The sequence below is a fragment of the Pseudomonas sp. PDM21 genome, assembly GCF_014852505.2.
Classification (GTDB): domain Bacteria; phylum Pseudomonadota; class Gammaproteobacteria; order Pseudomonadales; family Pseudomonadaceae; genus Pseudomonas.
Window position 1 is genome coordinate 3,186,819 of sequence record NZ_CM181223.1, and the last position, 20,044, is coordinate 3,206,862.

Here is a 20,044-nt window from a genome sequence, read left to right on the forward strand (position 1 = left end):
TCATGGCGCAATCGTTCGATTCGGCGGCGTTCCTGGCCACCTGCAGCGGGCGGCCGGGCGTCTATCGCATGTTCGACGCCGAGGCCAAGCTGCTGTATGTCGGCAAGGCGAAGGATCTCAAGAAGCGTCTCTCCAGTTATTTCCGCAAGTCGGGGCTCGCGCCGAAAACGGCCGCCCTGGTGGCGAGGATCGCCCAGGTCGAGACCACCATCACCGCCAACGAGACCGAGGCGCTGCTTCTCGAGCAGACGCTGATCAAGGAGTGGCGGCCGCCTTACAACATCCTGCTGCGCGACGATAAGTCGTACCCGTACGTCTTCCTGTCGAGCGAGGACCCGTTCCCGCGCCTGACCATTCACCGTGGTGCAAAGAAGGCCAAAGGGCGTTACTTCGGTCCGTACCCCAGTGCTGGTGCCATTCGCGAAAGCCTTGCGCTGCTGCAGAAAGCCTTCTTCGTGCGTCAGTGCGAGGAGAGCTACTACCGCAACCGCACGCGCCCGTGCCTGCAGTACCAGATCAAGCGCTGCAAGGCTCCTTGTGTCGGGCTGGTGAGCGAGGAGGAGTACGCCGAAGACGTGCGCCACTCGATCATGTTCCTCGAGGGGCGGAGCAATGTGTTGGCCGAAGAGCTGTCCACCAGCATGGAGCAGGCGGCGATGCGCCTGGACTTCGAGAAGGCGGCGGAATTACGCGATCAGGTGCAGATCCTGCGCCGCGTGCAGGACCAGCAGAGCATGGAGTTTGGTACGGGTAATGTCGATGTGGTCGCAGCCATCGTCAATCCGGGCGGCGCTTGCGTTCACCTGATCAGCGTGCGCGGCGGGCGGGTGTTGGGCAGCAAGAATTTCTTCCCGCAGGTTGCGATCGAGGAGGAGGTGGGCGACGTCCTGTTGGCCTTCCTCGGACAGTACTACCTCAGTCATCACGAGCGCGATCTGCCGAACGAGTTGATCGTCAATGCCGTGCATGAGGACTTCCCGATCCTCGCTTCGGCCATTGAGGAGTCCCGTGGTCGCCTGCTGGAAATTACTCCGCGGGTCCGAGGCACTCGTGCGCGCTGGCAGCAGTTGGCCGTGACCAATGCAGAACAGGCCCTGGCCGCCCGCCTCGCGAACCGCCAGCACATGGCTGCGCGCTTCGATGCGCTGGGCGAGGCGCTGGACTTGCCGGAGCCGCCGCAGCGGCTCGAATGCTTCGACATCAGTCATTCCAGTGGCGAAGCGACTGTGGCTTCCTGTGTGGTCTTTGGGCCAGAGGGGGCGCTGAAGTCGGACTATCGCCGCTTCAATATCGAGGGCATCACAGGCGGCGACGATTACGCCGCCATGCACCAGGCGCTGACGCGCCGCTTCAGCCGCCTGAAGGAAGGCGAGGGCAAGATGCCCGACATTCTTCTGGTGGACGGCGGCAAAGGCCAGCTGGCGATGGCCCAGGAAGTGCTCCAAGAACTGGCAGTAGTGGGGCTGACGTTGCTCGGCGTCGCCAAGGGCGTTACCCGCAAGCCCGGCCTGGAGACGCTGTACCTCAATGATGCCGAACATGAATTCACCTTGCCCGCCGACTCGCCCGCGCTGCACCTGATCCAGCAGATCCGCGACGAGGCGCACCGTTTTGCGATTACTGGCCACCGTGCCCGGCGCGGCAAGGCTCGTCGCACCTCCACATTAGAAGACGTCGCTGGCGTCGGTCCCAAGCGCCGTCGTGACCTGCTCAAGCATTTCGGCGGGTTGCAGGAGCTGGGCAGAGCCAGTATCGATGAAATTGCCAAAGCCCCCGGTATTAGCAAAAAGCTGGCAGAGCAGATTTATGCTGCACTGCACAGCGAGTAGAATGCCGGCTCAACTCGCAGACCTTCCGACCCGATGAATATCCCGAACCTGCTCACACTGCTCCGCGTTCTGCTCATTCCGATCTTCATCCTGCTGTTCTATCTTCCGTTCCCGGCTAGCCACCTGGCTGCCAGCTCCGTATTCGCCCTGGCTGCTGCCACCGACTGGCTGGATGGCTACCTGGCGCGCCGCCTGGGGCAGAGCACGCCCTTCGGTGCCTTCCTCGATCCGGTGGCGGACAAACTGATGGTTGCCACTGCGCTGGTGCTGCTGGTGGAAGAGCACTCGAATCTGTGGCTGACGCTGCCGGCGGCCATCATCATTGGTCGAGAAATCGTGGTCTCTGCACTGCGCGAATGGATGGCGGAGATAGGGGCGAGGGCGCATGTCGCCGTTTCCAGTCTGGGCAAGTGGAAGACCGCGGCGCAGATGCTGGCGCTGGTGATTCTCCTGGCCAATCCGCCGCTGATGACCTTCTGGGTCCTGGTTGGGTATGCGCTGCTGATCGTTGCCGCCATCCTCACCCTGTGGTCGATGCTGCACTATCTTGTGGCGGCCTGGCCGCACCTGAACACGACCCCGAAAGAGAAATAAGTATTTTTGAATCAAGGAGTTGACAGGCATTTCCAAATCGTTAGAATGGCGCCCGTCAACACGACAACGCGGGAATAGCTCAGTTGGTAGAGCACGACCTTGCCAAGGTCGGGGTCGCGAGTTCGAGTCTCGTTTCCCGCTCCAGATTTAGATGATTCGCTTGAGTCATCCGTGTTATGGCTGAGTAGCAGAGTGGTTATGCACCGGATTGCAAATCCGTGAACGCCGGTTCGATTCCGACCTCAGCCTCCAATAGAAAAGCCCTGTAAATCAAAGATTTACAGGGCTTTTTCTTTAATAGTCCGCTGCAGGGATTGCGAGTTTCAGCAACTTGCGCAGGGGGAGTGGGGCTGTATATAGTCCAGCCCTTTCCAGGCTTGCTCCTGGAAACACTGCAACGCGCTGCCGCCCGGATGGCGAAATCGGTAGACGCAGGAGACTTAAAATCTCTCGCCCTTTGGGCGTGCCGGTTCGATTCCGGCTCCGGGCACCATCTTCCTCTTTCCCGATTCGGTACAGACTGCATGCCTGAGTCGAGCGAGCACTCCAAATAATAGAAACCCGGCCGAGGCCGGGTTTTTTATTGCTCGCCCATTCAGGCTCCAATATTGGCTATCGAGCGTAGCTTTGCACCGGCTTTGACGATACGGCGCTGGCGCAGCGGCTCGGCTGTCTCGTAGAAGTTCTGCAGCGGGACCTCTTCCTTGAAGTGGTCGGCATCATGCTCCTGGAGCGGGCCGTATTCGGTCGCCAGGTCGCGGCGAATACGCCCTACCAGGCTGGTCAGCAGCACTTCATTACGTTGCTCTTCCAGGCGCACCACGCGACAGGCGATGTGTTCGCCCGCGTTCTTGCTCAGCGTCATGATCAGATTGCCGTCCGGTCGAGCCGTGAAGCTCACTTCGAAATCGGAGAAGACCTGGCAGAGGTATTGGGCGGCCGGCAGATGGTCGATTGGCATGGTGTCGTCCTCGGCAGTGAATGGGCGGTTCCTTCCCTTTTCATTGCAGGGGACGTACCAATCTGGGTCAAATAAAAAATCCTTTAAAATCATCAGGTTGAAATTACTTCTCGTCTCGCTTTCCATGCAGCTTGCATGGGAAGGTGCAAATGCCATGGCATTTTGCACGACCGATGATTTCAATGCGGGATGGGGTGGTGTCGCGAGGGGTCCGCTTTCGCTTTGTGCTTGGGCTTCTGCAGGCGGGCCCGGCGCATCGGTACGCGAAGGATGGCCCACAGCGTAACCACTGCCAGCAGGACCCAGCCGAAAATCATGAGCGTGACGAACGTGCCTGGATTCATATCGATATCCTCACCCCTCCCTAAGGGTAGTCCACCGTCATCGGTGCGCTGTCCTTTCGGTTGAGCGGCATTTGTCCCCGGAGGTTCCATTCAATGACTTGTCTGGCCGAGCGGTATCTGATATCTGTATGCATATACAGTATATGGGGCAGGATCATGCAGCAAGCCATTCTGGAAGTTCATGATGTGGTGCAGCCTGGCGGAGTGGCCGGCGCTGCGTCCCTTCATACCTACATAGTCCGTGCATGTGGCGAAGGCATGACGCAGGCGGGCATTCACGACTGTGACCTGCTGCTGGTCGACCGCTCGGAGCTGGCGGCTCCTGGCGAGATCGTGGTGGCGGCGCTCAACGGTGAGGCGTTGATCCGTCGCTTGGCCATTGTCGACGGTTCGTTCGCGCTGCAGGCAGCGAGCGATGGCTATCCGACGCTGAAGGTCGAGGAAGGCGATCAACTCTCAATATGGGGAGTAGTGCGCCAGCGGCTTTCCGGAAGCGACGTTGCGCAGGGCGCCTGGGCATAGAGTTGCTGCGGGATGGAGCAGGATGCTGACCATTTGCCAGTAACTTCGAGAACTAAATCAGGGCCTTGATGGTCAGATGCGCGTGCCACTGGTTTCGCAAGTCCTCACAAGAGTCGTGCAGCTTGCAATCCGGGGCATTGTAAGGCGGGCGCAGCCTGATTAGACTGCGCGCAACTCGCACCCCTGTCCCTCTCGAAGGACTCCCATGATCAAGAAATGTCTGTTCCCGGCCGCCGGCTACGGTACCCGCTTCCTCCCGGCCACCAAGGCCATGCCCAAGGAAATGCTGCCGGTGGTGAACAAGCCGCTGATCCAGTACGCCGTTGAAGAGGCACTGGAAGCCGGTCTCGGTGAAATCGGTATCGTCACTGGCCGCGGCAAGCGCTCTCTCGAAGATCACTTCGATATCAGCTACGAGCTGGAGCACCAGATTCGCAACACCGACAAGGAAAAATACCTGGTCGGTATTCGTCGCCTGATCGACGAATGCACCTTCTCCTACACCCGTCAGGTCGAGATGAAAGGTCTGGGTCACGCGATCCTGACCGGCCGCCCGCTGATCGGTGACGAACCCTTCGCCGTCGTGCTGGCAGACGACCTGTGCCTGAACCTCGAAGGTGACAGCGTTCTCAAGCAGATGGTCAAGCTGTACAACCAGTTCCGCTGCTCTATCGTGGCGATCCAGGAAGTGCCGCCGGAAGAGACCAACAAGTACGGGGTGATCGCCGGCGAGATGATCCGCGACGACATCTACCGCGTGAACACCATGGTCGAGAAGCCGAAGCCCGAGGACGCCCCGTCGAACCTGGCGATCATCGGTCGCTACATCCTGACTCCGGACATCTTCGACCTGATCGAGCAGACCGAGCCGGGCAAGGGCGGTGAAATCCAGATCACCGACGCTCTGATGAAGCAGGCCCAGGACGGCTGCGTTCTGGCGTACAAGTTCAAGGGCAAGCGTTTCGACTGCGGTAGCGCCGAGGGTTACATCGAGGCGACCAACTTCTGCTACGAGCACCTCTACAAGACTGGCAAGGCCTGGTAATCCCGGACCTTTCCGCTCTACGGGAAAGCCACCTTCGGGTGGCTTTTTCTTTTTCCGGCCTACATCGAGCGTGGAATCGGCATCGTCTCCGAGCCCGGGCCGAGCGGTTGGCCGTAGCTGAACTCGACGTAGTTGCCGGCCGGGTCGCGCAGGCCACAGTAATAACCTACGGGGTAGGGTTCTTCCCGTGGCGCCCAGATCAGGCAGCCGGCAGCCCCGGCATCCCTGGCTACACGGTCGACCTCATCGCGAGTGTCCACGGCGAAGCCGAAGTGGCTGTAGTCATCGCTTGCCAGGTGGCGTTCCTGGCCGCCGGGCATGATGACGAAAATGAAGCTGTGCTCCTTGCCTGGCTCCGCCATCCAGACGATGCGCGAGCCCTTGCCTTCGCGCTCGTGGATCACGCGCATGCCGCAGAATCGCTCGTAGAACGCAACGCAGACTTCCAGGTCGGGCACGTGCAGGGCCAGGTGGGTGAGGGTCGGGCGCATGGCAATACCTCCTTCGGGACCGGCAGTGGGCAGGATAGGTCAGGCGCCATGAGGTATGCTGCCTGACATGTCCAAGCGGAGAATCATGATGTCTTTCGATTTTGACCTGTTCGTCATCGGTGCGGGTTCAGGCGGTGTGCGCGCTGCGCGCTTCGCCGCAGACTTTGGTGCCAAGGTGGCCGTGGCGGAAAGCCGCTATCTGGGCGGCACCTGCGTCAATGTCGGTTGCGTGCCGAAAAAGCTGCTGGTGTACGGGGCGCACTTCCACGAGGACTTCGAACAGGCTGAAGGCTTCGGCTGGACTCTGGGCGAAGCGAGCTTCGACTGGAAGACTCTGATCTCCAACAAAAACCGCGAAATCCACCGGCTCAATGGCATCTACCGCAACCTGCTGGTGAACAGCGGCGTCTCCCTCCTGGAGGGGCATGCCAAGCTGCAGGATGCGCACACCGTGGAGGTCGACGGGCAGCGCTTCAGCGCCAAGCACATCCTCATCGCTACCGGCGGTTGGCCGCAGGTGCCGGATATTCCCGGCAAGGAACACGCGATCACCTCCAACGAAGCCTTCTTCCTCGAGTCGCTGCCGCGCCGGGTGCTGGTAGTCGGTGGTGGCTACATTGCGGTCGAATTTGCCGGCATCTTCCATGGCCTGGGCGCACAAACCTCTCTGCTGTACCGCAAGGAGCTGTTCCTGCGTGGCTTTGACCGCAGCGTGCGGGAGCATCTGCGCGACGAGCTGACCAGAAAGGGGCTGGACCTGCAATTTAACAGCGACATCGCGCGCATCGACAAGCAGGCCGACGGCACCCTGGCCGCCACCCTCCAGGATGGTCGCGTGCTGGAAGCTGATTGCGTGTTCTATGCCACGGGCCGCCGTCCACAGCTGGACAACCTGGGCCTGGAGAACGTCTCTGTTGAGCTGGATGACCGTGGCTACGTGAAGGTGGATGAGGCTTATGGCACCAGCGAGCCGTCGATCCACGCCATCGGCGATGTGATCGGTCGTGTGCAGCTGACCCCCGTGGCGCTGGCGGAAGGCATGGCGCTGGCGCGCAAGCTGTTCCGCTCGGACGAGTACCGCCCGGTGGACTACAAGCTGATTCCTACTGCGGTATTCAGCCTGCCGAACATTGGCACCGTTGGCCTCACCGAGGACGAAGCGCGCAGCGCCGGGCACAAGGTGAAAGTCTTCGAGAGCCGCTTCCGGCCGATGAAGCTGACGCTCACCGAAAGCCACGAACGGACGCTGATGAAGCTGATCGTCGATGCCGACAGCGACAAGGTGCTGGGCTGCCACATGGTCGGCCCGGATGCCGGGGAGATGCTTCAGGGCATCGCCATTGCGCTGAAGGCCGGGGCGACCAAGCGGGTGTTCGACGAAACCATCGGCATCCACCCGACGGCTGCCGAGGAGTTCGTCACCATGCGTACGCCAGTCGGCGCCTGACGGCGAGGGCGGCAACAAAAAAGCCGGTGCATCTGCACCGGCTTTTTTGTGGGCGTCAGGTCGTCAGTTACTGCGTTCCAGCGATGCGTGGCTGTCTTCCTGGCGCTGCGCGTAGCGCTGGGCGAGTACGGCGCAGACCATCAGTTGGATCTGGTGGAACAGCATCAGCGGCAGCAGGATCACGCCGACCGTGCTGCTGGCGAATAGCACCGAGGCCATGGGCACGCCGGTGGCCAGGCTCTTCTTCGAACCGCAGAAGACGATGGTGATGCGGTCTTCCAGGGAAAAGCCCAGGTAGCGGCCGATCAGGTTGGTGGCGATCAGCGCCAGGGCCAGCAGTGCGCAGCAGGCGATCACCAGGCCGGCCAGGGCGGGCAGCGGGATCTGGTGCCAGAGGCCCTGGATCACAGCGGCACTGAAGGCGGTGTAGACAACCAGCAGGATCGAGCCTTGGTCGACGTACTTCAGTACCGGCTTGTTGCGCTCGACCCAGGCGCCGATCCAGGTGCGCAGCAGTTGGCCCGCCACGAAGGGCACCAGCAGTTGCAGGGTGATCTTGCCGATGGCGTCGAGGGTCGATATGCCGGTGTCGCCGTGGGCACCGATCAGCAGTTGTACTAGCAGCGGGGTGAGGAACACGCCCATCAGGCTAGAGGCCGAGGCGCTGCAGATCGCGGCGGGTACGTTGCCGCGTGCGAGCGAGGTGAAGGCGATGGATGACTGCACTGTAGCCGGCAGGGCGCAGAGGTAGAGCATGCCCAGGTACAGGTCCGGGGTCACCAGAGGCGACAGGACCGGCTTGAGCGCCATGCCGAGGATCGGGAAGAGAATGAAGGTGCAGGCGAACACCAGCAGGTGCAGGCGCCAGTGGGTGGCGCCGGCGATGATCGCCTGGCGCGACAGCTTCGCACCGTGGAGGAAGAACAGCAGTGCGATGCCCAGGTTGGTGATCCAGCCGAAGATCACGGCGGCGGTGCCTTCGCAGGGCAGCAGGCTGGCAACGGTCACGGTGGCGATCAGTGCCAGGGTGAAGTTGTCGGGGAGCAGGCGTGGGCGAGCCATGGGCACATCTCTCATCGTTGTTGTGTGTGAAAGACCGCTAGGGTCAGGTTCGCACTCTAAGCCCGGAAGGATGTGCCGGCTAGCGCCAGAAAGTCAGCTTATGTCGCTGAAAGGACAGATTCTGCACCTTGTACGTGCAGATCGACAGAGCACACGCTGACCATGCCGCGCATGCGCTGGGCGATGACCTCGGCACGGTAGCGCGGCAGGGTGTTCACCCGCAGCGCGATGTCCAGCCAGTCCTCCCGGCGCGAGGATTCGACCTCGGCCGGGACGTGGCCCTGGAGCGCGAACTGGTTCAGCAGGCGGCAGAGGATGTCGGCATCGATCTCGGCGCGGATCAGGTAGCGCACATCGGCGGCCGCTTCGGTGGGAACCGGGCGGTCCTGTTGATCCAGGGAGTATTCGACGAGTTGAAGTGCGGGGAGCGTCATGACGGCTGGCCGATGCAGGAGAAGTGAGAAATATTCTGCGGCCCGTACCGGGGATTTATTTGCCTGTTTTGGGCTGTTAGGCGGGAATCTATGCATTAATGATTCTCTGAATTAATCCACGAAGAATCATTTATGCCAATTTCACTGGATGTCCATGACCGCAAGATCCTCGCCCTGCTGCAGGAGGAGGCCACTCTTTCTACGGCGGAGATCGCCGAGCGCATCGGCCTGTCCCAGTCGCCCTGCTGGCGGCGGATTCAGCGGCTGAAGGAGGAAGGGGTGATCCGCAAGCAGGTGACCCTGCTGGATCGCAAGAAGATCGGCCTGAACACCCAGATATTCGCGCAGGTGAAGCTCAACGCCCACGGGCGCAACCACCTGACGGATTTCGCACAGGCCATGGAGACGTTTCCCGAGGTGCTGGAGTGCCATGTCCTGATGGGGGCCGTGGACTTCATGCTGCGCATCGTCACGGAGGATGTGGAGGCGTATGAGCGATTCTTCTTCGAGCGGCTGTCCCAGGTGCCGGGGGTGCAGGAGATCAACTCCATCGTGGCGCTCTCTGAGATCAAGTCCACCACTACGTTGCCTCTGCCGCGCGGCTGAAGGGCGCCGGGGAGACTGGCGCCCATAGCGGTCAGACGCCGCCCAGGTAGTCCATCTTGCCGACTTCCACGCCGTTGTGGCGGAGGATGTCGTAGGCCGTGGTGATATGGAAATAGAAGTTCGGGTTGACGAAGCCCAGCAGGAAATCCGAGCCCTTGAAGCTGACTTCGCGGGTGCGTAGCTTCAGCTCGATGGTGCGGTCGTCAGCGCCGTCGAACTGCTCGGGCTTGAGGCTCTTGAGGAACTCGATGGTCCTGGCGATGCGCGCCTGCAGCTCGTCGAAGGTGGTTTCGTCATCGGGATAGCTCGGCACGTCCACGCCGGCCAGGCGCGCGCCGGCGCCCTTGGCGGAGTCCGAGGCAATCTGCACCTGGCGCGCCAGGGCGAACATGTCTGGGGCGAGGCGGGCGTTGATCAGGACGGAAGGATCGATGGACTTGGCTTCAGCATGGGCGGCAGCCTTGGCGAGGATCACCGAGAGGTTGCCGAGCATGCGGATGAAGACGGGAACGGAAGCCTGGTAGATCGAGAAGGACATGTTGCGTACTCCAGACAGATAAAGGTGGGGCTCGTCACGCTGGACGGCTGTCGGAGTCTACTGCTGGCGCTTGCGCCTGTCGCCAGGCTTCAGCGCCTGGCCACCTTCGGCGCGGGACAGCGGTCGGTCTCGATCGGGCCGACGTAGGGGTTGCCCCAGCCCATCACGCAGCCAACCATCTGGTTGCGCTGACGCTCCCAGGCTTCCACCGGGTATTGCTTGCTCCAGGCGGTGAACAGCTGGCGGTCCTGGTTGGACAGCCTCAAGCCGTAGCGGTCGCTCATGTAGAAGTAGGTGCGAGCGATCATGCCGCGAATCTGCGCGCGGGGCATGGCCTTGCGCGCCTTGAAGTCCACCACCATCGGGCAGGCGCCGTACTGCGAGGGCTTCTGCTGCAGCCAGCCGAAGCTGAAGTTGTTCCGATCTCCGTTCACTTCGCCGATGCTCGGCACCAGGTTGTGCAGGTCGGCCTCGGCCTTCTGGTACACCCGGTCATTGCGCGAGCAGTTCTTGCGCCCGCCGCTCTGCCAGCACTGGCGCTGATGGCCAATCACCCAGGCGGGGACGATGTGCTCCCATTCGATGCGCGACGCTCGATTGGCATTCTTGCGCGGGGTGTAGCCACAGCTCTTCAGGTCGACCTTGGTGCCGTTGTAGCGGCAGCCGCAATAGAACTCCACCGACTGGCGGGCATACAGCTTGCGCCCGACCTTCTTGGCTTCCTCGAAGGTGCGCGGGGCGGCGGCGGAGGCGACGGTGGGGATGGCGAGGATCAGCAGCAGGGTCAGGCAGCGTCCGAACATGAGGCGTTCCTTACGAAAGTCGCTGCATCTTACTGATTGAGAAAGAAATGCCAATCGTGGCAATGGAATGGCAAGGGGTGGATTGCCCGGATGGAGGCGCTGATGGGGGCGCCGCGCCATGGAGCCGCTGGGAACGCTTCGCAACAGGTCTTCGTAGCCTCTTGTGAAGGTTTAGGATGTCTACTTATGCGTTTGTTTTTAAAAGAAAAAATATTCTATAAAAGACTTTAGGAGTCGACGCTATCCGTTTGTTTGAACAAGAGCTTAGGGAGCCCTACGGAGCCGTGGTGCCACGCAGCACCTTGAGGAGGCCATTTCCTATATTTAACGTGATAATTGTGTTTTAAGTTATTGAAATGTAAGGATTTGTATTGAGTTTACGTATTGCCCTGTACTGAGCGGCGAGGCTTGGTAAGCTGGAGCCTTTCCATCATTCGGGAGATCGCCATGATCGGTCTCAGGATCCTCGGGGCCATCGCCTGTTGTGCCCTGGCGCTACCCGTCTACGCGCAGCAGTTTTCCACGCAGGAAAGACAATCCCAGCAGAACTACCAGGGGCAGCCGCAAAGGCAGCAACCGCCGCCAGTGATCCAACGTATCTATATCAGCCCGGGTGCGAGCGGCAGCGTGGAGAGTTCCTCCAGTTGGCAGCGAAATGACGGTTATGGCGGTGTGCAGGTGCCGCGCAGCTACGGCGAGACGCGCTCGGGAACGGTGATCATCGACCAGGGCAGCGGCGGCATCCGGCAGAGCATCGAATACCCCAACGGCGCGGTCTATCCGCGCGGCAATGGTTATTACCAGCAGCAGTAAGTCGGATCAGTCGATCAGGTCGTCGCGGGTCAGGCGGGATTTGCGCAGGCCGCCGTGGCTGTAGAACAGCCCGGTATCGCCGCGCCAGTGGAAGAGTGTGGCGAGGAACGCGGAGCTGACCCGGCCCACATCCCAGCTACGGAGTTTGCGGTAGGCCCAGAGCCAGCTGTCGTCGGAGGAAGAGTCGCTCATGGAATCGTCCTTGATTCGGCAAGCGGGAAAAGTGCATGGGACATTAGTGCGCCGGGTGAGCCTTCGCAAGTCGCTGCTCCCGCAACTGCGACCTGCAAAAGGCCCGCGCGCTCACGCGGTGCTGACCGCCTTCGATTCCTCGACGTACTCCTTCAGCCAGCGCAGGACTTCCACGGCGTCCCAGCGACTGGGATCGAACATGGCGTAGGCCTGGCCCTGGTAGCCCACCACATCCAGCGGCCGGTGATAGCCGGCGCGCTGCATCAGGGCCTCGATTTCCGCGAAGCACACGTTGAAGTGGGTGCGACTGAAGGGCGTCTTGCCCTCTGTGACCAACCCCTCCAGCAGCAGTTCCGACACGGCCTCGCTCACTTCCTCGATGGCCATATGGTTCACGGTGTATTTCAGCTGATGGATGCTCACCATCGCTTGCTCCTCAATGGGGTTCTGGCCCATGCCCTGTGATTCGAGGTGATCGACGTAGCCAATGGACTGTGGCCTTTCGTCGAGGTTTAAAAAATTTTCGCAAAATACTGTATGCATGAACAGTATTTTCTCCTAGTATCCCTCTCGCGGTCTGACAGAAACCCTGAAGTGCCCGTCGCCACTGGCTTGGCGGGCACTCTTCGAAGAACAGGAGCGATGGCGATGCTGCAGAAACTGATGCTTTGCGCAGGTGTGGCGATGCTGGCGGGCTGTGCCCAGCCCCAGGCGGACGTCCCGCGCGCCAATGGCGCCTACCTCATCATCGAGGGCAAGGAGGCCTGGGCCGTGCTGGTGGCCGACGGCAAGCGCATCGAGGAGCGCGGCACGGTACGCGACGCCATCCGCCTGCCGAAGGAGCGCTCAGCCATCGCTGCCAGCTATGTGATCGACACACCCAACTGTGGCCGCCTGCAGTGGCTGACTGAAGGCGAGGGCGACTCCACTGTGCGCCTGTCCTCGCGGGGTGCAGCGGATGACCTGTCGAGCTGCCAGATCAGCGATGGGCTCAGCCGTGTCTGGACCGCGCTGGATTACTCGAGCTGAACACCAGCCCCCAGACAATACGATCTCCAACAAAATGTTTCGGCTGACCCTCGCTTCACGTTTTTTTCACACTCGGGGGCAGAGGATGAAAACCAGCTAAAGGACTAGCTCCCCATCGAAAAGCCCGCTTGATTGCGGGCTTTTTATTGCCTGTCGACCAAGGTCGGCTCGCCCGCCTGACGCTGCACGGCTAAGGTAAAACTCCAAGGAAAAGGCGGAGATAGTGATGCAGCGTGTTCTTGCGGAGCGACTTTGGATTGCCCTGGGCGGCCAGGCCGAACGCCTGAGTCACCTGGCCTTTCGCAGCGAAGGCTCCCTGCCTTCGGCTTTCTTCGTCACCGAACTGGCCGCCGCCAGCATCGCCAGCGCGGGGCTGGCGCTGGGCGAGTGGCTGGAGCCGGACTCTGGTGCCGCCACGTCCCTGGTCGTGGACCGCCGGCTGGCTTCTTTCTGGTTCTCCACCTCTTTGCGCGCCCAGGGCTGGATACCTCCCGACCTGTGGGATGCCATCGCCGGCAACTACCGCACCCGCGACGGTTGGATCCGCCTTCACACCAATGCCCCGCACCACCGCGCCGCCGCCCTTCGGGTGCTCGGTACCGAGAATGATCGTGATCGGGTTACAGACGCCGTGGCGAATTGGGAGGCGGGAGAACTGGAGCTGTCGATCGTGAAGGAAGGCGGCTGTGCGGCCGAGATGCGCTCCTGGGACGCCTGGAAACAGCACCCGCAAGGCCTCGCCGTTGCCCGCGAGCCGCTGGTATTGCGCGATCTCCAGCTGGTGTCCGCGCCTTCTCTGGATATCGAGATCGACCGCGAGCGCCCATTGGCCGGATTGCGCGTGCTGGACCTGACCCGCGTGCTGGCCGGGCCGATTGCCACACGCTTTCTTGCCGGCTTTGGCGCCGAGGTCCTGCGCATCGACCCGCCGGATTGGGATGAGCCTGGCGTGGTGCCGGAAGTCACCCTGGGCAAGCACTGCGCGCGTCTGGACCTGCGCCAACCTGCGGGCCGCGAGCGCTTCCAGGCGCTGCTCGCCAGCGCTGATGTGCTGGTGCACGGCTATAGGGCCGATGCCCTGGACCGGCTGGGGTTCGGCGCCGATGTACGGCGGACCATTGCGCCGGGATTGGTGGATGTCAGCCTGAATGCCTACGGCTGGTCGGGCCCCTGGAGCGACAGGCGCGGTTTCGACAGCCTGGTGCAGATGAGCACTGGCATCGCCGAGGCCGGGCGCGTCTGGCGGGGCGAAGACAAACCCGTCCCCTTGCCGGTGCAGGCGCTCGATCACGCCACCGGCTACCTGATCGCTGCGGCGGCCTTGCGCGGATTGGCCGAGCGCCGGCGTAGCGGCCGCGGGAGTCGTTGGCGCCTGTCCCTGGCGCGCACGGCGCAATGCCTGCTGGAGGCGGGAGTTTCGTCGGTGGGTTCGCTGGAGCTGGCGGCGGAGACAACTGCCGATCTGGCACCGGGCATCGAGACTACGCCCTGGGGGCACGCGCGGCGCTTGCGCCCACCGCTGCAGGTCGCGGGCTCGCCGCTCTACTGGGAGCTGCCGGCCTCCGAGCTGGGCTCGGCGCCGGCAACCTGGCAGCCGGTCAGCCCCGACTGACCTGGAACGCCTCGCCGGTGGCGAAGAAGGCGCCGCCGGCCTGGTAATGAATGGTGCGCAGCTCGTCGCTGGGGAAGTGCCAGCGGCCATTGGAGAAGGCGCGCTCATCCGCATAGGCGGCGACTACTTCGGCGATGAACAGGTCGTACTTCTCCTGGTTGTGCGGCTCGCTGATTACCTTGCACTCCAGGTAGGCGACGCAGCCATCGACGATCGGCGCCTCGACCTGCTTCGCACGGGAAGTGCGAATGTCCAGCTGCTCGAACTTGTTGCCCTCGCCACCGTTGCTCGAGCCAACTGCCAGGGTCAGGTCAGCCTGCTGGCGCGTCGGCAGCTGAATGACGAAGGCGGCCGAGCCTTCCACCAGATGGCGCGACCAGGTGTTGCGATCGAGCACCAGCATCAGCTTGGGCGGATCGAAGTCCAGCGGCATGACCCAGGCGGCGGCCATGACGTTGGCGACGCCTTCGTGCTCGCTGGTGACTATGGTGCTCGGGCCGTGGTTGAGCAGCAGGTAGGCCTTGTTCAGCGGCACGTCTTTCAGGTGGTTCATTCAGGGGTCCTCAGTGCTGGATCAGAGCAGCAGGCCGTCCACCGGCTTCAGCGGTTCGGGCAGGTCCGTTTCGCCGAGGATTTCCAGCACGGCGATTTCCATGTTGCGGCTCATGGCGTCCAGCGGCAGGTCGTTGGGTTGGGTATCGAAAGGGTCGGCGATCTGGTCGCCCAGCGCGTCCAGGCCGAAGAAGGTGTAGGCCAGCACGCACACTGCCAGCGGGGTGAACCAGCCGATACTGTCCACCAGGCAGAAGGGCAGCAGGAAGCAGTAGACGTGCACGATGCGGTGCAGCATCAGGATGTAGGGGTAGGGGATCGGCGTGTTGCGGATGCGCTCGCATCCGCCCAGCACGTACGACAGGCGGGTCATCTGCTGGTCGATGGCGGCCAGGGTTATGTCGCTGGCGCCGCTGGTACGGCCGTAGTCGGCGAATCGCTGGCCAAGGTTGGCGAGCAGGACGTTGGTCGGGCTGCGGCTGGCGGCCAGGGCGCTGGCTTCCTCGCCCATCAGGCGGCGCACGTCCTCGCTTTGCGGGGTGCCGCGCAGCTGGTCGCGCAGGGCGTAGGTGAAGGCGATCAGCTGATTACCCAGCTGGCGACGGCCTTCGCTTTCCAGGTCCGGCAGTAGCGAGCGGGTCTGCCGCGCCAGGTTGCGGGTCACGATCAGCAGTTCGCCCCAGAGCGTGCGCGCCTCCCAGAAGCGCTGGTAGGCGACGTTGTTGCGGAAGCCGAGGAAGATCGCCAGCGTCAGGCCCCAGAGGGTGAAGGGTGTGGAGGTGATGATCACCTTGTAGTGGTAGAGCGTGCCATGGGTGGCCACCACCAGCGAGCTGAGCAGCACCGTGTACAGCACCTTGCGCCAGATGGCGGGGATGATCGACCCTTTGAGGGAGAACAGCAGGACCCAGAGTGTCGGGGTTTGCGGGCGGAGGATCATCGGGCGGCATCCGGTGGGGCGGAGCGCGCATGATAGCCGAGATAGAGACGGGGATGCGGTTCGCGGGCCCTGTAGGAGCGGGTCATGCCCGCGATCGCGTCCAGGGACACTCCTACAGGGAATTCCCGAGATCAGCCCTGTTCGTACAGCTTCACGATGGCCGAGAAGTCCAGCTGACCGTTGCCCTGGTTGCTGAAGGTCTGGAACAGCTGCTGGGCCAGCGCACCGAGCAGCACGGGCTGGCGCACCTGGCGCGCTGCCTCGCTGGCCAGACCGAGGTCCTTGAGCATCAGGTCGGTGCCGAAGCCGCCGCTGTAGCCGCGCGCCGCCGGGGCGCCGGTGAGCGGGTTGTTCACTTCCGAGCTCCAGCAGCGGCCGCTGGAGGTGTTGATGATGCCGGCCAGCACTTCTGCGTCCATGCCCAGCTTCACGCCCAGGGACATGGCTTCCGCCACGCCGATCATGGAGATGCCCAGCAGCAGGTTGTTCGCCACCTTGGCCACCTGGCCGTTACCGGCGCCGCCGCAGTGCACGATGTTCTTGCCCATCGCCGCGAGTACCGGGCGGGCGCGCTCGAAGTCAGCCTGCTCGCCGCCGACCATGAAGGTCAGGGTGCCCGCGGCAGCGCCAGCGGTGCCGCCGGAAACCGGCGCATCGAGCATCGGGTTGCCGTGGGTGAGGGCGGCGGCGCTGACGTCACGGGCGTTCAGCGGGTCGATGGTGGACGAATCAATCAGCAGCACGCCGGGTTGCACGTTGGCCAGCAGGCCGTCGTCACCGAGGAAGACCTGCTTCACGTGGGTGGCGGCGGGCAGCATGGTGATGATCACCTCGACATCGTCGCGCGCCACTTCGGCGGGGGATGCCAGGGCGCGGGCGCCGAGGGCGACGGCCGCTTCCACGGCCTTGGCGGAGAGATCGAAGACGCTCAGGTCGAAGCCGGCCTTGAGCAGGTTGGCGGCCATGGGGCCGCCCATGTTGCCGAGTCCGATGAAGCCGATGCGCATGGGTTGATCCTCTTCTTCTTGTTCGGGGCGCCCGGTCGATCAGGCGCGAAAGGAGGTGCCCGCCCGCGTGGTGCCGGGTCCGGACCAGCATCCTTGCTGAAGTCCGGGTCGGCTCGGGGCGAGCGGGCGGGCAGGCTGACTTATTTGAGATTGATGGTGGTGTTCACCGCGCCGCCGACCTCGTTCTCGTCGAACCAGCGTTCGGTGACGGTCTTGGTCTGGGTGTAGAACTGCACCACCTGCTTGCCGTAAGGGCCCAGATCGCCGAGCTTGGAGCCGCGCGAGCCGGTGAAGGAGAACAGCGGCACCGGCACCGGGATCGGCACGTTGATGCCCACCTGGCCGACATCGATCTCTTCCTTGAAGTGCCGCGCGGCCGCGCCGGAGCGGGTGAACAGCGCGGTGCCGTTGCCGTTGGGGTTGGCGTTGATCAGCTCGATGGCCTCGTCGAAGGTCTTCACCGACACCACGCAGAGCACAGGGCCGAAGATTTCCTCGCGGTAGATGGTCATCTGCGGGGTGACGCCGGAGAACACGGTCGGGCCGACGAAATTGCCCTTGGTATAGCCGGCCACCTGCGGGTTGCGGCCGTCCAGCTCCAGCTTGGCGCCTTCCTGGGTACCGCGTTCGATCAGGCCGCTGACGCGATCCAGCGCCGCACAGGAGACCAGCGGCCCGACATCGGTATTGGCCTCGGTGCCGCCGCTGACCTTGAGGGTCTTGGCCTTGGCCACGAGGTCGGGAATCCAGTCGTGGGCTTCGCCCACCAGAATCGCCACCGACAGCGCCATGCAGCGTTGCCCGGCCGCGCCGAAGGCGGCACCGGCAATGGCGTTGAGGGTCTGATCCTTGTTGGCATCGGGCAGCACGATGGCGTGGTTCTTCGCGCCCATCATGCACTGCACGCGCTTGCCGGCGAGGGATGCGCGGTTGTAGACGTGGGTGCCGACGCGGGTGGAGCCGACAAAGGAGACGGCCTTGATGTCCGGGTGGTCGCAGATGGCGTTCACCACGTCCGGGCCACCATGGATGACGTTGAGCACACCCGGCGGCACGCCGGCCTCATGGGCCAGCTCGACCAGGCGCATGGTCACCATCGGATCCTGCTCTGAGGGCTTGAGGACGAAGGTGTTGCCGGTGGCGATGGCCATCGGGAACATCCACAGCGGGATCATCGCCGGGAAGTTGAAAGGGGTAATGCCGGCGCAAACGCCGATAGGTTGGAGGATGGTGAAGGTATCCACGCCGCCGGCCACGTTGTTGGCCAGTTCGCCCAGCTGCAGGTTGCCGATGCCGGCCGCGTGCTCGACCACTTCCAGGCCGCGGAACACGTCGCCCTCGGCATCGGGCAGGGTCTTGCCCTGTTCGGCGGTGAGGATCGCCGCCAGTTCCTTCATGTTCTCGCGGATCAGCTGCTGGTACTTGAGGAAGATGCGCGCGCGGGCGCCGATGGGCGTCTTCTTCCAGGTCTTGAACGCGGCCTTGGCACTGGCCACCGCGCGCTCGACTTCCTCGGGCGTGGCGAAGGGCACGCGGGCGAGGACTTCCTGGGTGGCGGGGTTGATCACATCGCGCCATTCGGAGGTGGTGGACTCGACGGGCTTGCCGTCGAGGAAGAGTTTGACGGTCGGGACGGCAGTTGCAGTCATCGGGGTTCTCCCAGCCTGAAGGCTTTCTTGTTGTCTGGAACGATCCTAGCAGTGCATTTTTGATGTGCTCAATGAGGTGATGTGCAAGTATGCTCTGCATTTTTGCAGACATGGCCTGCGCTGGGGCAGATATGGACTGGGACAACCTGCGGTTCTTCCTCGAGCTTTCCCGGGCCGGCAAGCTGACCGTCGCCGCCCGCCGCCTGGGCGTGGACCACACCACGGTCGCCCGCCGCCTGCAGGCGCTGGAGAAGAGCATCGGCGCCCAGCTGCTGGTACGCGAGCCCGCCGGCTATCGGCTGACCGAGGCCGGCCACGGGCTGTTGCCCCAGGCCGAGGCCATGGAAAGCGCCTGCAAGGTGATCGAGAAGCGCCTGGCCGGCGCCGAAGACAATCTCTCCGGCAAGGTGCGCATCGGCGCGACCGAGGGTTACGGCTCGACGCTGCTGACCTCGCAACTGGTGGAGCTGAACCAGCGCCACCCGCACCTGGGTGTGGACCTGCTGGCGGTCCCTCGGGCGTTACAGCTGTCGCGCCACGAGGCGGACATAGTGATCACCCTGGAGCGCCCCGGCCGCGGGCCTTACCTGATTACCCGGCTGACCGACTACGTACTGCGCCTCTACGCCTCGCAGGACTACCTCGCCGAGCGCGGGCCGATCCGCAACCGCGACGACCTGCGCGAGCACGCCCTGGTCGGCTACGTCGACGACCTGCTCTACAGCAAGGAATTGCAGTACCTCGACGAGATCGGCCGGCCGCTGCACATGGCGCTGCGCTGCACCAGTATCCTCGCCCAGCAGCGCGCAGTGGCAGAGGGCGCCGGGCTGGCGATCCTGCCGGCGTTCGCGGCAGCCGAAGACCCATCGCTGCAACCGGTGCTGGCGGGGGAAATCGAGTTCGTGCGGACCTTCTGGATGCTGATGCCGACCGAGCTCAAGGACATCGCGCGGATGCGCACCACCTGGGATTTCCTGCGGGAGAAGGCTGAAGGCAGTCAGGACGTTCTGATGGGCCGCGCAAAGTAAGCGGCGCTGGCCAGTCGGCCCGTGCGGCAGCTTTAGGGTTTAAACAGTAAGGGGCCCGCCAGGACAGAGCGGGAACCGTTGGAGGAGAAGGAAGCATGGCTGAAATCATTCCGCTGTCGGCGGAGCTGGAACAACAACTGGCAGACCTGCAACAGCAGGGCCTGGAGCTGCTTCAGCTGGCGCCCGAGTTGCCACCCCATGAGGTGGTCGCGGCGATTACCCGGTACGTGCGTGATGCCAAGGCGCAGCAGCGCGAGGTGGACGATGACACGGTGTTCGCACTTGGCGCACTGTTGGGGCGGCAGTTCGTGCTGGGGCTGGGCTGGCACTGGGGCGACGTCACCTGGGACGAGGATCCCGATACGGCGGCCATTGGCGTGCTCAACCCGGATGATTCGCTGTTCAACAACCCGATCGGCTGGGTCAGCCAGGCACTGGCCAGCGAGGGTGGTGTGACGTTCATGCTGAGTTACAACATGATCCTGGCCAACGAGACTCCCGTCTTCGAGCCGGGGAGCGCGACCGGGCTGTATTGAGGAGCAGGGG

General features: G+C 63.1%; 23 protein-coding genes and 3 tRNA genes. 14 read left to right on the forward strand and 12 right to left on the reverse strand.

The genetic code is table 11. The features are described from left to right. Positions 1 to 2: 2 nt before the first annotated feature. The 5 genes from uvrC (at position 3) to IB275_RS14765 (ending at position 2,916) form a co-directional block, all read left to right on the forward strand. Entirely contained in the window at positions 3 to 1,829 is a 1,827-nt protein-coding gene (gene uvrC, locus IB275_RS14745; protein ID WP_192296174.1) for an excinuclease ABC subunit UvrC, read from the forward strand. Between the two features lie 33 nt (positions 1,830 to 1,862). Further along, positions 1,863 to 2,423, forward strand: coding sequence for a CDP-diacylglycerol--glycerol-3-phosphate 3-phosphatidyltransferase (gene pgsA, locus IB275_RS14750; protein ID WP_192296173.1), 561 nt, complete (start codon positions 1,863 to 1,865; stop codon positions 2,421 to 2,423). A 68-nt stretch (positions 2,424 to 2,491) separates the two neighbouring features. After that, positions 2,492 to 2,567 (forward strand) — tRNA-Gly (locus IB275_RS14755). Positions 2,568 to 2,601: 34 nt separating this feature from the next. Next, positions 2,602 to 2,675: transfer RNA gene (locus tag IB275_RS14760), tRNA-Cys, on the forward strand. A gap of 155 nt (positions 2,676 to 2,830) precedes the next feature. Further along, positions 2,831 to 2,916 (forward strand) — tRNA-Leu (locus tag IB275_RS14765). Positions 2,917 to 3,018: 102 nt separating this feature from the next. On the opposite strand, the gene IB275_RS14770 is transcribed toward IB275_RS14765, so the two are convergent. After that, a complete protein-coding gene (locus IB275_RS14770) occupies positions 3,019 to 3,510 on the reverse strand; it encodes a DUF3509 domain-containing protein (RefSeq protein ID WP_192296172.1) in 492 nt (163 codons plus the stop codon). A gap of 374 nt (positions 3,511 to 3,884) precedes the next feature. Between IB275_RS14770 and IB275_RS14775 the strand changes: the two genes are divergently transcribed. Together IB275_RS14775 and galU are read left to right on the forward strand one after the other, a co-directional pair. After that, the gene (locus IB275_RS14775; protein WP_192296171.1) at positions 3,885 to 4,250 is read left to right on the forward strand and encodes a LexA family protein; all 366 of its coding nucleotides are present in this window, start codon (positions 3,885 to 3,887) and stop codon (positions 4,248 to 4,250) included. A gap of 205 nt (positions 4,251 to 4,455) precedes the next feature. After that, a complete protein-coding gene (galU, locus tag IB275_RS14780) occupies positions 4,456 to 5,295 on the forward strand; it encodes a UTP--glucose-1-phosphate uridylyltransferase GalU (protein ID WP_024767166.1) in 840 nt (279 codons plus the stop codon). Positions 5,296 to 5,354: 59 nt separating this feature from the next. Here the strand turns inward: galU and IB275_RS14785 are convergent, their stop codons facing one another. After that, a complete protein-coding gene (locus tag IB275_RS14785) occupies positions 5,355 to 5,786 on the reverse strand; it encodes a VOC family protein (RefSeq protein WP_192296170.1) in 432 nt (143 codons plus the stop codon). A gap of 88 nt (positions 5,787 to 5,874) precedes the next feature. Here IB275_RS14785 and gorA point away from each other — a divergent pair, with 88 nt between their 5' ends. Further along, positions 5,875 to 7,233, forward strand: a complete 1,359-nt coding sequence (gorA, locus tag IB275_RS14790; RefSeq protein WP_192296169.1) for a glutathione-disulfide reductase — start codon at positions 5,875 to 5,877, stop codon at positions 7,231 to 7,233. Positions 7,234 to 7,296: 63 nt separating this feature from the next. Here gorA and IB275_RS14795 read toward each other — a convergent pair whose 3' ends face one another. Both IB275_RS14795 and IB275_RS14800 read right to left on the reverse strand, forming a co-directional pair. Further along, on the reverse strand, positions 7,297 to 8,295 hold the full coding sequence (locus tag IB275_RS14795) for a bile acid:sodium symporter family protein (protein WP_192296168.1): 999 nt from the start codon (positions 8,293 to 8,295) through the stop codon (positions 7,297 to 7,299). A gap of 98 nt (positions 8,296 to 8,393) precedes the next feature. Further along, a complete protein-coding gene (locus IB275_RS14800; protein WP_192296167.1) occupies positions 8,394 to 8,729 on the reverse strand; it encodes an ACT-like domain-containing protein in 336 nt (111 codons plus the stop codon). A gap of 132 nt (positions 8,730 to 8,861) precedes the next feature. Between IB275_RS14800 and IB275_RS14805 the strand changes: the two genes are divergently transcribed. Then, complete coding sequence (locus IB275_RS14805; protein ID WP_192296166.1) at positions 8,862 to 9,335, forward strand: Lrp/AsnC family transcriptional regulator; 474 nt, start codon at positions 8,862 to 8,864, stop codon at positions 9,333 to 9,335. 31 nt (positions 9,336 to 9,366) lie between these two features. On the opposite strand, the gene IB275_RS14810 is transcribed toward IB275_RS14805, so the two are convergent. After that, complete coding sequence (locus IB275_RS14810; RefSeq protein WP_192296165.1) at positions 9,367 to 9,873, reverse strand: DUF1993 domain-containing protein; 507 nt, start codon at positions 9,871 to 9,873, stop codon at positions 9,367 to 9,369. An 89-nt stretch (positions 9,874 to 9,962) separates the two neighbouring features. Continuing rightward, positions 9,963 to 10,676, reverse strand: a complete 714-nt coding sequence (locus IB275_RS14815; protein WP_192296164.1) for an endonuclease — start codon at positions 10,674 to 10,676, stop codon at positions 9,963 to 9,965. 447 nt (positions 10,677 to 11,123) lie between these two features. Between IB275_RS14815 and IB275_RS14820 the strand changes: the two genes are divergently transcribed. Beyond that, positions 11,124 to 11,489, forward strand: coding sequence for a hypothetical protein (locus IB275_RS14820; RefSeq protein ID WP_192296163.1), 366 nt, complete (start codon positions 11,124 to 11,126; stop codon positions 11,487 to 11,489). A gap of 6 nt (positions 11,490 to 11,495) precedes the next feature. On the opposite strand, the gene IB275_RS14825 is transcribed toward IB275_RS14820, so the two are convergent. Together IB275_RS14825 and IB275_RS14830 are read right to left on the reverse strand one after the other, a co-directional pair. Next, a complete protein-coding gene (locus IB275_RS14825) occupies positions 11,496 to 11,681 on the reverse strand; it encodes a hypothetical protein (protein WP_045217600.1) in 186 nt (61 codons plus the stop codon). A 111-nt stretch (positions 11,682 to 11,792) separates the two neighbouring features. Continuing rightward, the gene (locus tag IB275_RS14830) at positions 11,793 to 12,107 is read right to left on the reverse strand and encodes a hypothetical protein (protein ID WP_045217597.1); all 315 of its coding nucleotides are present in this window, start codon (positions 12,105 to 12,107) and stop codon (positions 11,793 to 11,795) included. 222 nt (positions 12,108 to 12,329) lie between these two features. Here IB275_RS14830 and IB275_RS14835 point away from each other — a divergent pair, with 222 nt between their 5' ends. Both IB275_RS14835 and IB275_RS14840 read left to right on the forward strand, forming a co-directional pair. Next, positions 12,330 to 12,710, forward strand: a complete 381-nt coding sequence (locus IB275_RS14835; RefSeq protein ID WP_081520447.1) for a hypothetical protein — start codon at positions 12,330 to 12,332, stop codon at positions 12,708 to 12,710. Positions 12,711 to 12,936: 226 nt separating this feature from the next. Then, a complete protein-coding gene (locus IB275_RS14840) occupies positions 12,937 to 14,322 on the forward strand; it encodes a CoA transferase (protein WP_192296162.1) in 1,386 nt (461 codons plus the stop codon). On the opposite strand, the gene IB275_RS14845 is transcribed toward IB275_RS14840, so the two are convergent. The 4 genes from IB275_RS14845 to IB275_RS14860 form a co-directional block, all read right to left on the reverse strand. After that, positions 14,309 to 14,875 (reverse strand): flavin reductase family protein, encoded by a 567-nt coding sequence (locus IB275_RS14845; RefSeq protein ID WP_192296161.1) that lies wholly within the window; start codon positions 14,873 to 14,875, stop codon positions 14,309 to 14,311. The two genes, IB275_RS14840 and IB275_RS14845, sit on opposite strands and share 14 nt — an antisense overlap. Before the next feature lie 21 nt (positions 14,876 to 14,896). Continuing rightward, entirely contained in the window at positions 14,897 to 15,814 is a 918-nt protein-coding gene (locus tag IB275_RS14850) for a bestrophin family protein (protein ID WP_192296160.1), read from the reverse strand. Positions 15,815 to 15,945: 131 nt separating this feature from the next. Beyond that, positions 15,946 to 16,821: a 3-hydroxyisobutyrate dehydrogenase gene (gene mmsB / locus IB275_RS14855; protein WP_192296159.1), complete on the reverse strand. Its 876-nt coding sequence runs from the start codon at positions 16,819 to 16,821 to the stop codon at positions 15,946 to 15,948. Positions 16,822 to 16,961: 140 nt separating this feature from the next. Then, positions 16,962 to 18,470 carry a CoA-acylating methylmalonate-semialdehyde dehydrogenase gene (locus tag IB275_RS14860; RefSeq protein WP_192296158.1) on the reverse strand — a complete coding sequence of 503 codons (1,509 nt, stop codon included), beginning with the start codon at positions 18,468 to 18,470 and terminating at the stop codon, positions 16,962 to 16,964. 131 nt (positions 18,471 to 18,601) lie between these two features. On the opposite strand from IB275_RS14860, the gene IB275_RS14865 reads away from it, so the two are divergent. Together IB275_RS14865 and IB275_RS14870 are read left to right on the forward strand one after the other, a co-directional pair. Further along, positions 18,602 to 19,498: a LysR family transcriptional regulator gene (locus tag IB275_RS14865; RefSeq protein ID WP_192296157.1), complete on the forward strand. Its 897-nt coding sequence runs from the start codon at positions 18,602 to 18,604 to the stop codon at positions 19,496 to 19,498. 95 nt (positions 19,499 to 19,593) lie between these two features. Further along, the gene (locus IB275_RS14870) at positions 19,594 to 20,034 is read left to right on the forward strand and encodes a hypothetical protein (protein WP_225601676.1); all 441 of its coding nucleotides are present in this window, start codon (positions 19,594 to 19,596) and stop codon (positions 20,032 to 20,034) included. Positions 20,035 to 20,044: the final 10 nt, after the last annotated feature.

Coding starts and splice junctions, on each gene's coding strand:
- uvrC (WP_192296174.1), top strand. CDS start 3: ATGGCGCAATCGTTCGATTCGGCGGCGTTCCTGGCCACCTGCAGCGGG.
- pgsA (WP_192296173.1), top strand. CDS start 1,863: ATGAATATCCCGAACCTGCTCACACTGCTCCGCGTTCTGCTCATTCCG.
- IB275_RS14770 (WP_192296172.1), bottom strand. CDS start 3,510: ATGGAAAGCGAGACGAGAAGTAATTTCAACCTGATGATTTTAAAGGAT.
- IB275_RS14775 (WP_192296171.1), top strand. CDS start 3,885: ATGCAGCAAGCCATTCTGGAAGTTCATGATGTGGTGCAGCCTGGCGGA.
- galU (WP_024767166.1), top strand. CDS start 4,456: ATGATCAAGAAATGTCTGTTCCCGGCCGCCGGCTACGGTACCCGCTTC.
- IB275_RS14785 (WP_192296170.1), bottom strand. CDS start 5,786: ATGCGCCCGACCCTCACCCACCTGGCCCTGCACGTGCCCGACCTGGAA.
- gorA (WP_192296169.1), top strand. CDS start 5,875: ATGTCTTTCGATTTTGACCTGTTCGTCATCGGTGCGGGTTCAGGCGGT.
- IB275_RS14795 (WP_192296168.1), bottom strand. CDS start 8,295: ATGGCTCGCCCACGCCTGCTCCCCGACAACTTCACCCTGGCACTGATC.
- IB275_RS14800 (WP_192296167.1), bottom strand. CDS start 8,729: ATGACGCTCCCCGCACTTCAACTCGTCGAATACTCCCTGGATCAACAG.
- IB275_RS14805 (WP_192296166.1), top strand. CDS start 8,862: ATGCCAATTTCACTGGATGTCCATGACCGCAAGATCCTCGCCCTGCTG.
- IB275_RS14810 (WP_192296165.1), bottom strand. CDS start 9,873: ATGTCCTTCTCGATCTACCAGGCTTCCGTTCCCGTCTTCATCCGCATG.
- IB275_RS14815 (WP_192296164.1), bottom strand. CDS start 10,676: ATGTTCGGACGCTGCCTGACCCTGCTGCTGATCCTCGCCATCCCCACC.
- IB275_RS14820 (WP_192296163.1), top strand. CDS start 11,124: ATGATCGGTCTCAGGATCCTCGGGGCCATCGCCTGTTGTGCCCTGGCG.
- IB275_RS14825 (WP_045217600.1), bottom strand. CDS start 11,681: ATGAGCGACTCTTCCTCCGACGACAGCTGGCTCTGGGCCTACCGCAAA.
- IB275_RS14830 (WP_045217597.1), bottom strand. CDS start 12,107: ATGGTGAGCATCCATCAGCTGAAATACACCGTGAACCATATGGCCATC.
- IB275_RS14835 (WP_081520447.1), top strand. CDS start 12,330: ATGCTGCAGAAACTGATGCTTTGCGCAGGTGTGGCGATGCTGGCGGGC.
- IB275_RS14840 (WP_192296162.1), top strand. CDS start 12,937: ATGCAGCGTGTTCTTGCGGAGCGACTTTGGATTGCCCTGGGCGGCCAG.
- IB275_RS14845 (WP_192296161.1), bottom strand. CDS start 14,875: ATGAACCACCTGAAAGACGTGCCGCTGAACAAGGCCTACCTGCTGCTC.
- IB275_RS14850 (WP_192296160.1), bottom strand. CDS start 15,814: ATGATCCTCCGCCCGCAAACCCCGACACTCTGGGTCCTGCTGTTCTCC.
- mmsB (WP_192296159.1), bottom strand. CDS start 16,821: ATGCGCATCGGCTTCATCGGACTCGGCAACATGGGCGGCCCCATGGCC.
- IB275_RS14860 (WP_192296158.1), bottom strand. CDS start 18,470: ATGACTGCAACTGCCGTCCCGACCGTCAAACTCTTCCTCGACGGCAAG.
- IB275_RS14865 (WP_192296157.1), top strand. CDS start 18,602: ATGGACTGGGACAACCTGCGGTTCTTCCTCGAGCTTTCCCGGGCCGGC.
- IB275_RS14870 (WP_225601676.1), top strand. CDS start 19,594: ATGGCTGAAATCATTCCGCTGTCGGCGGAGCTGGAACAACAACTGGCA.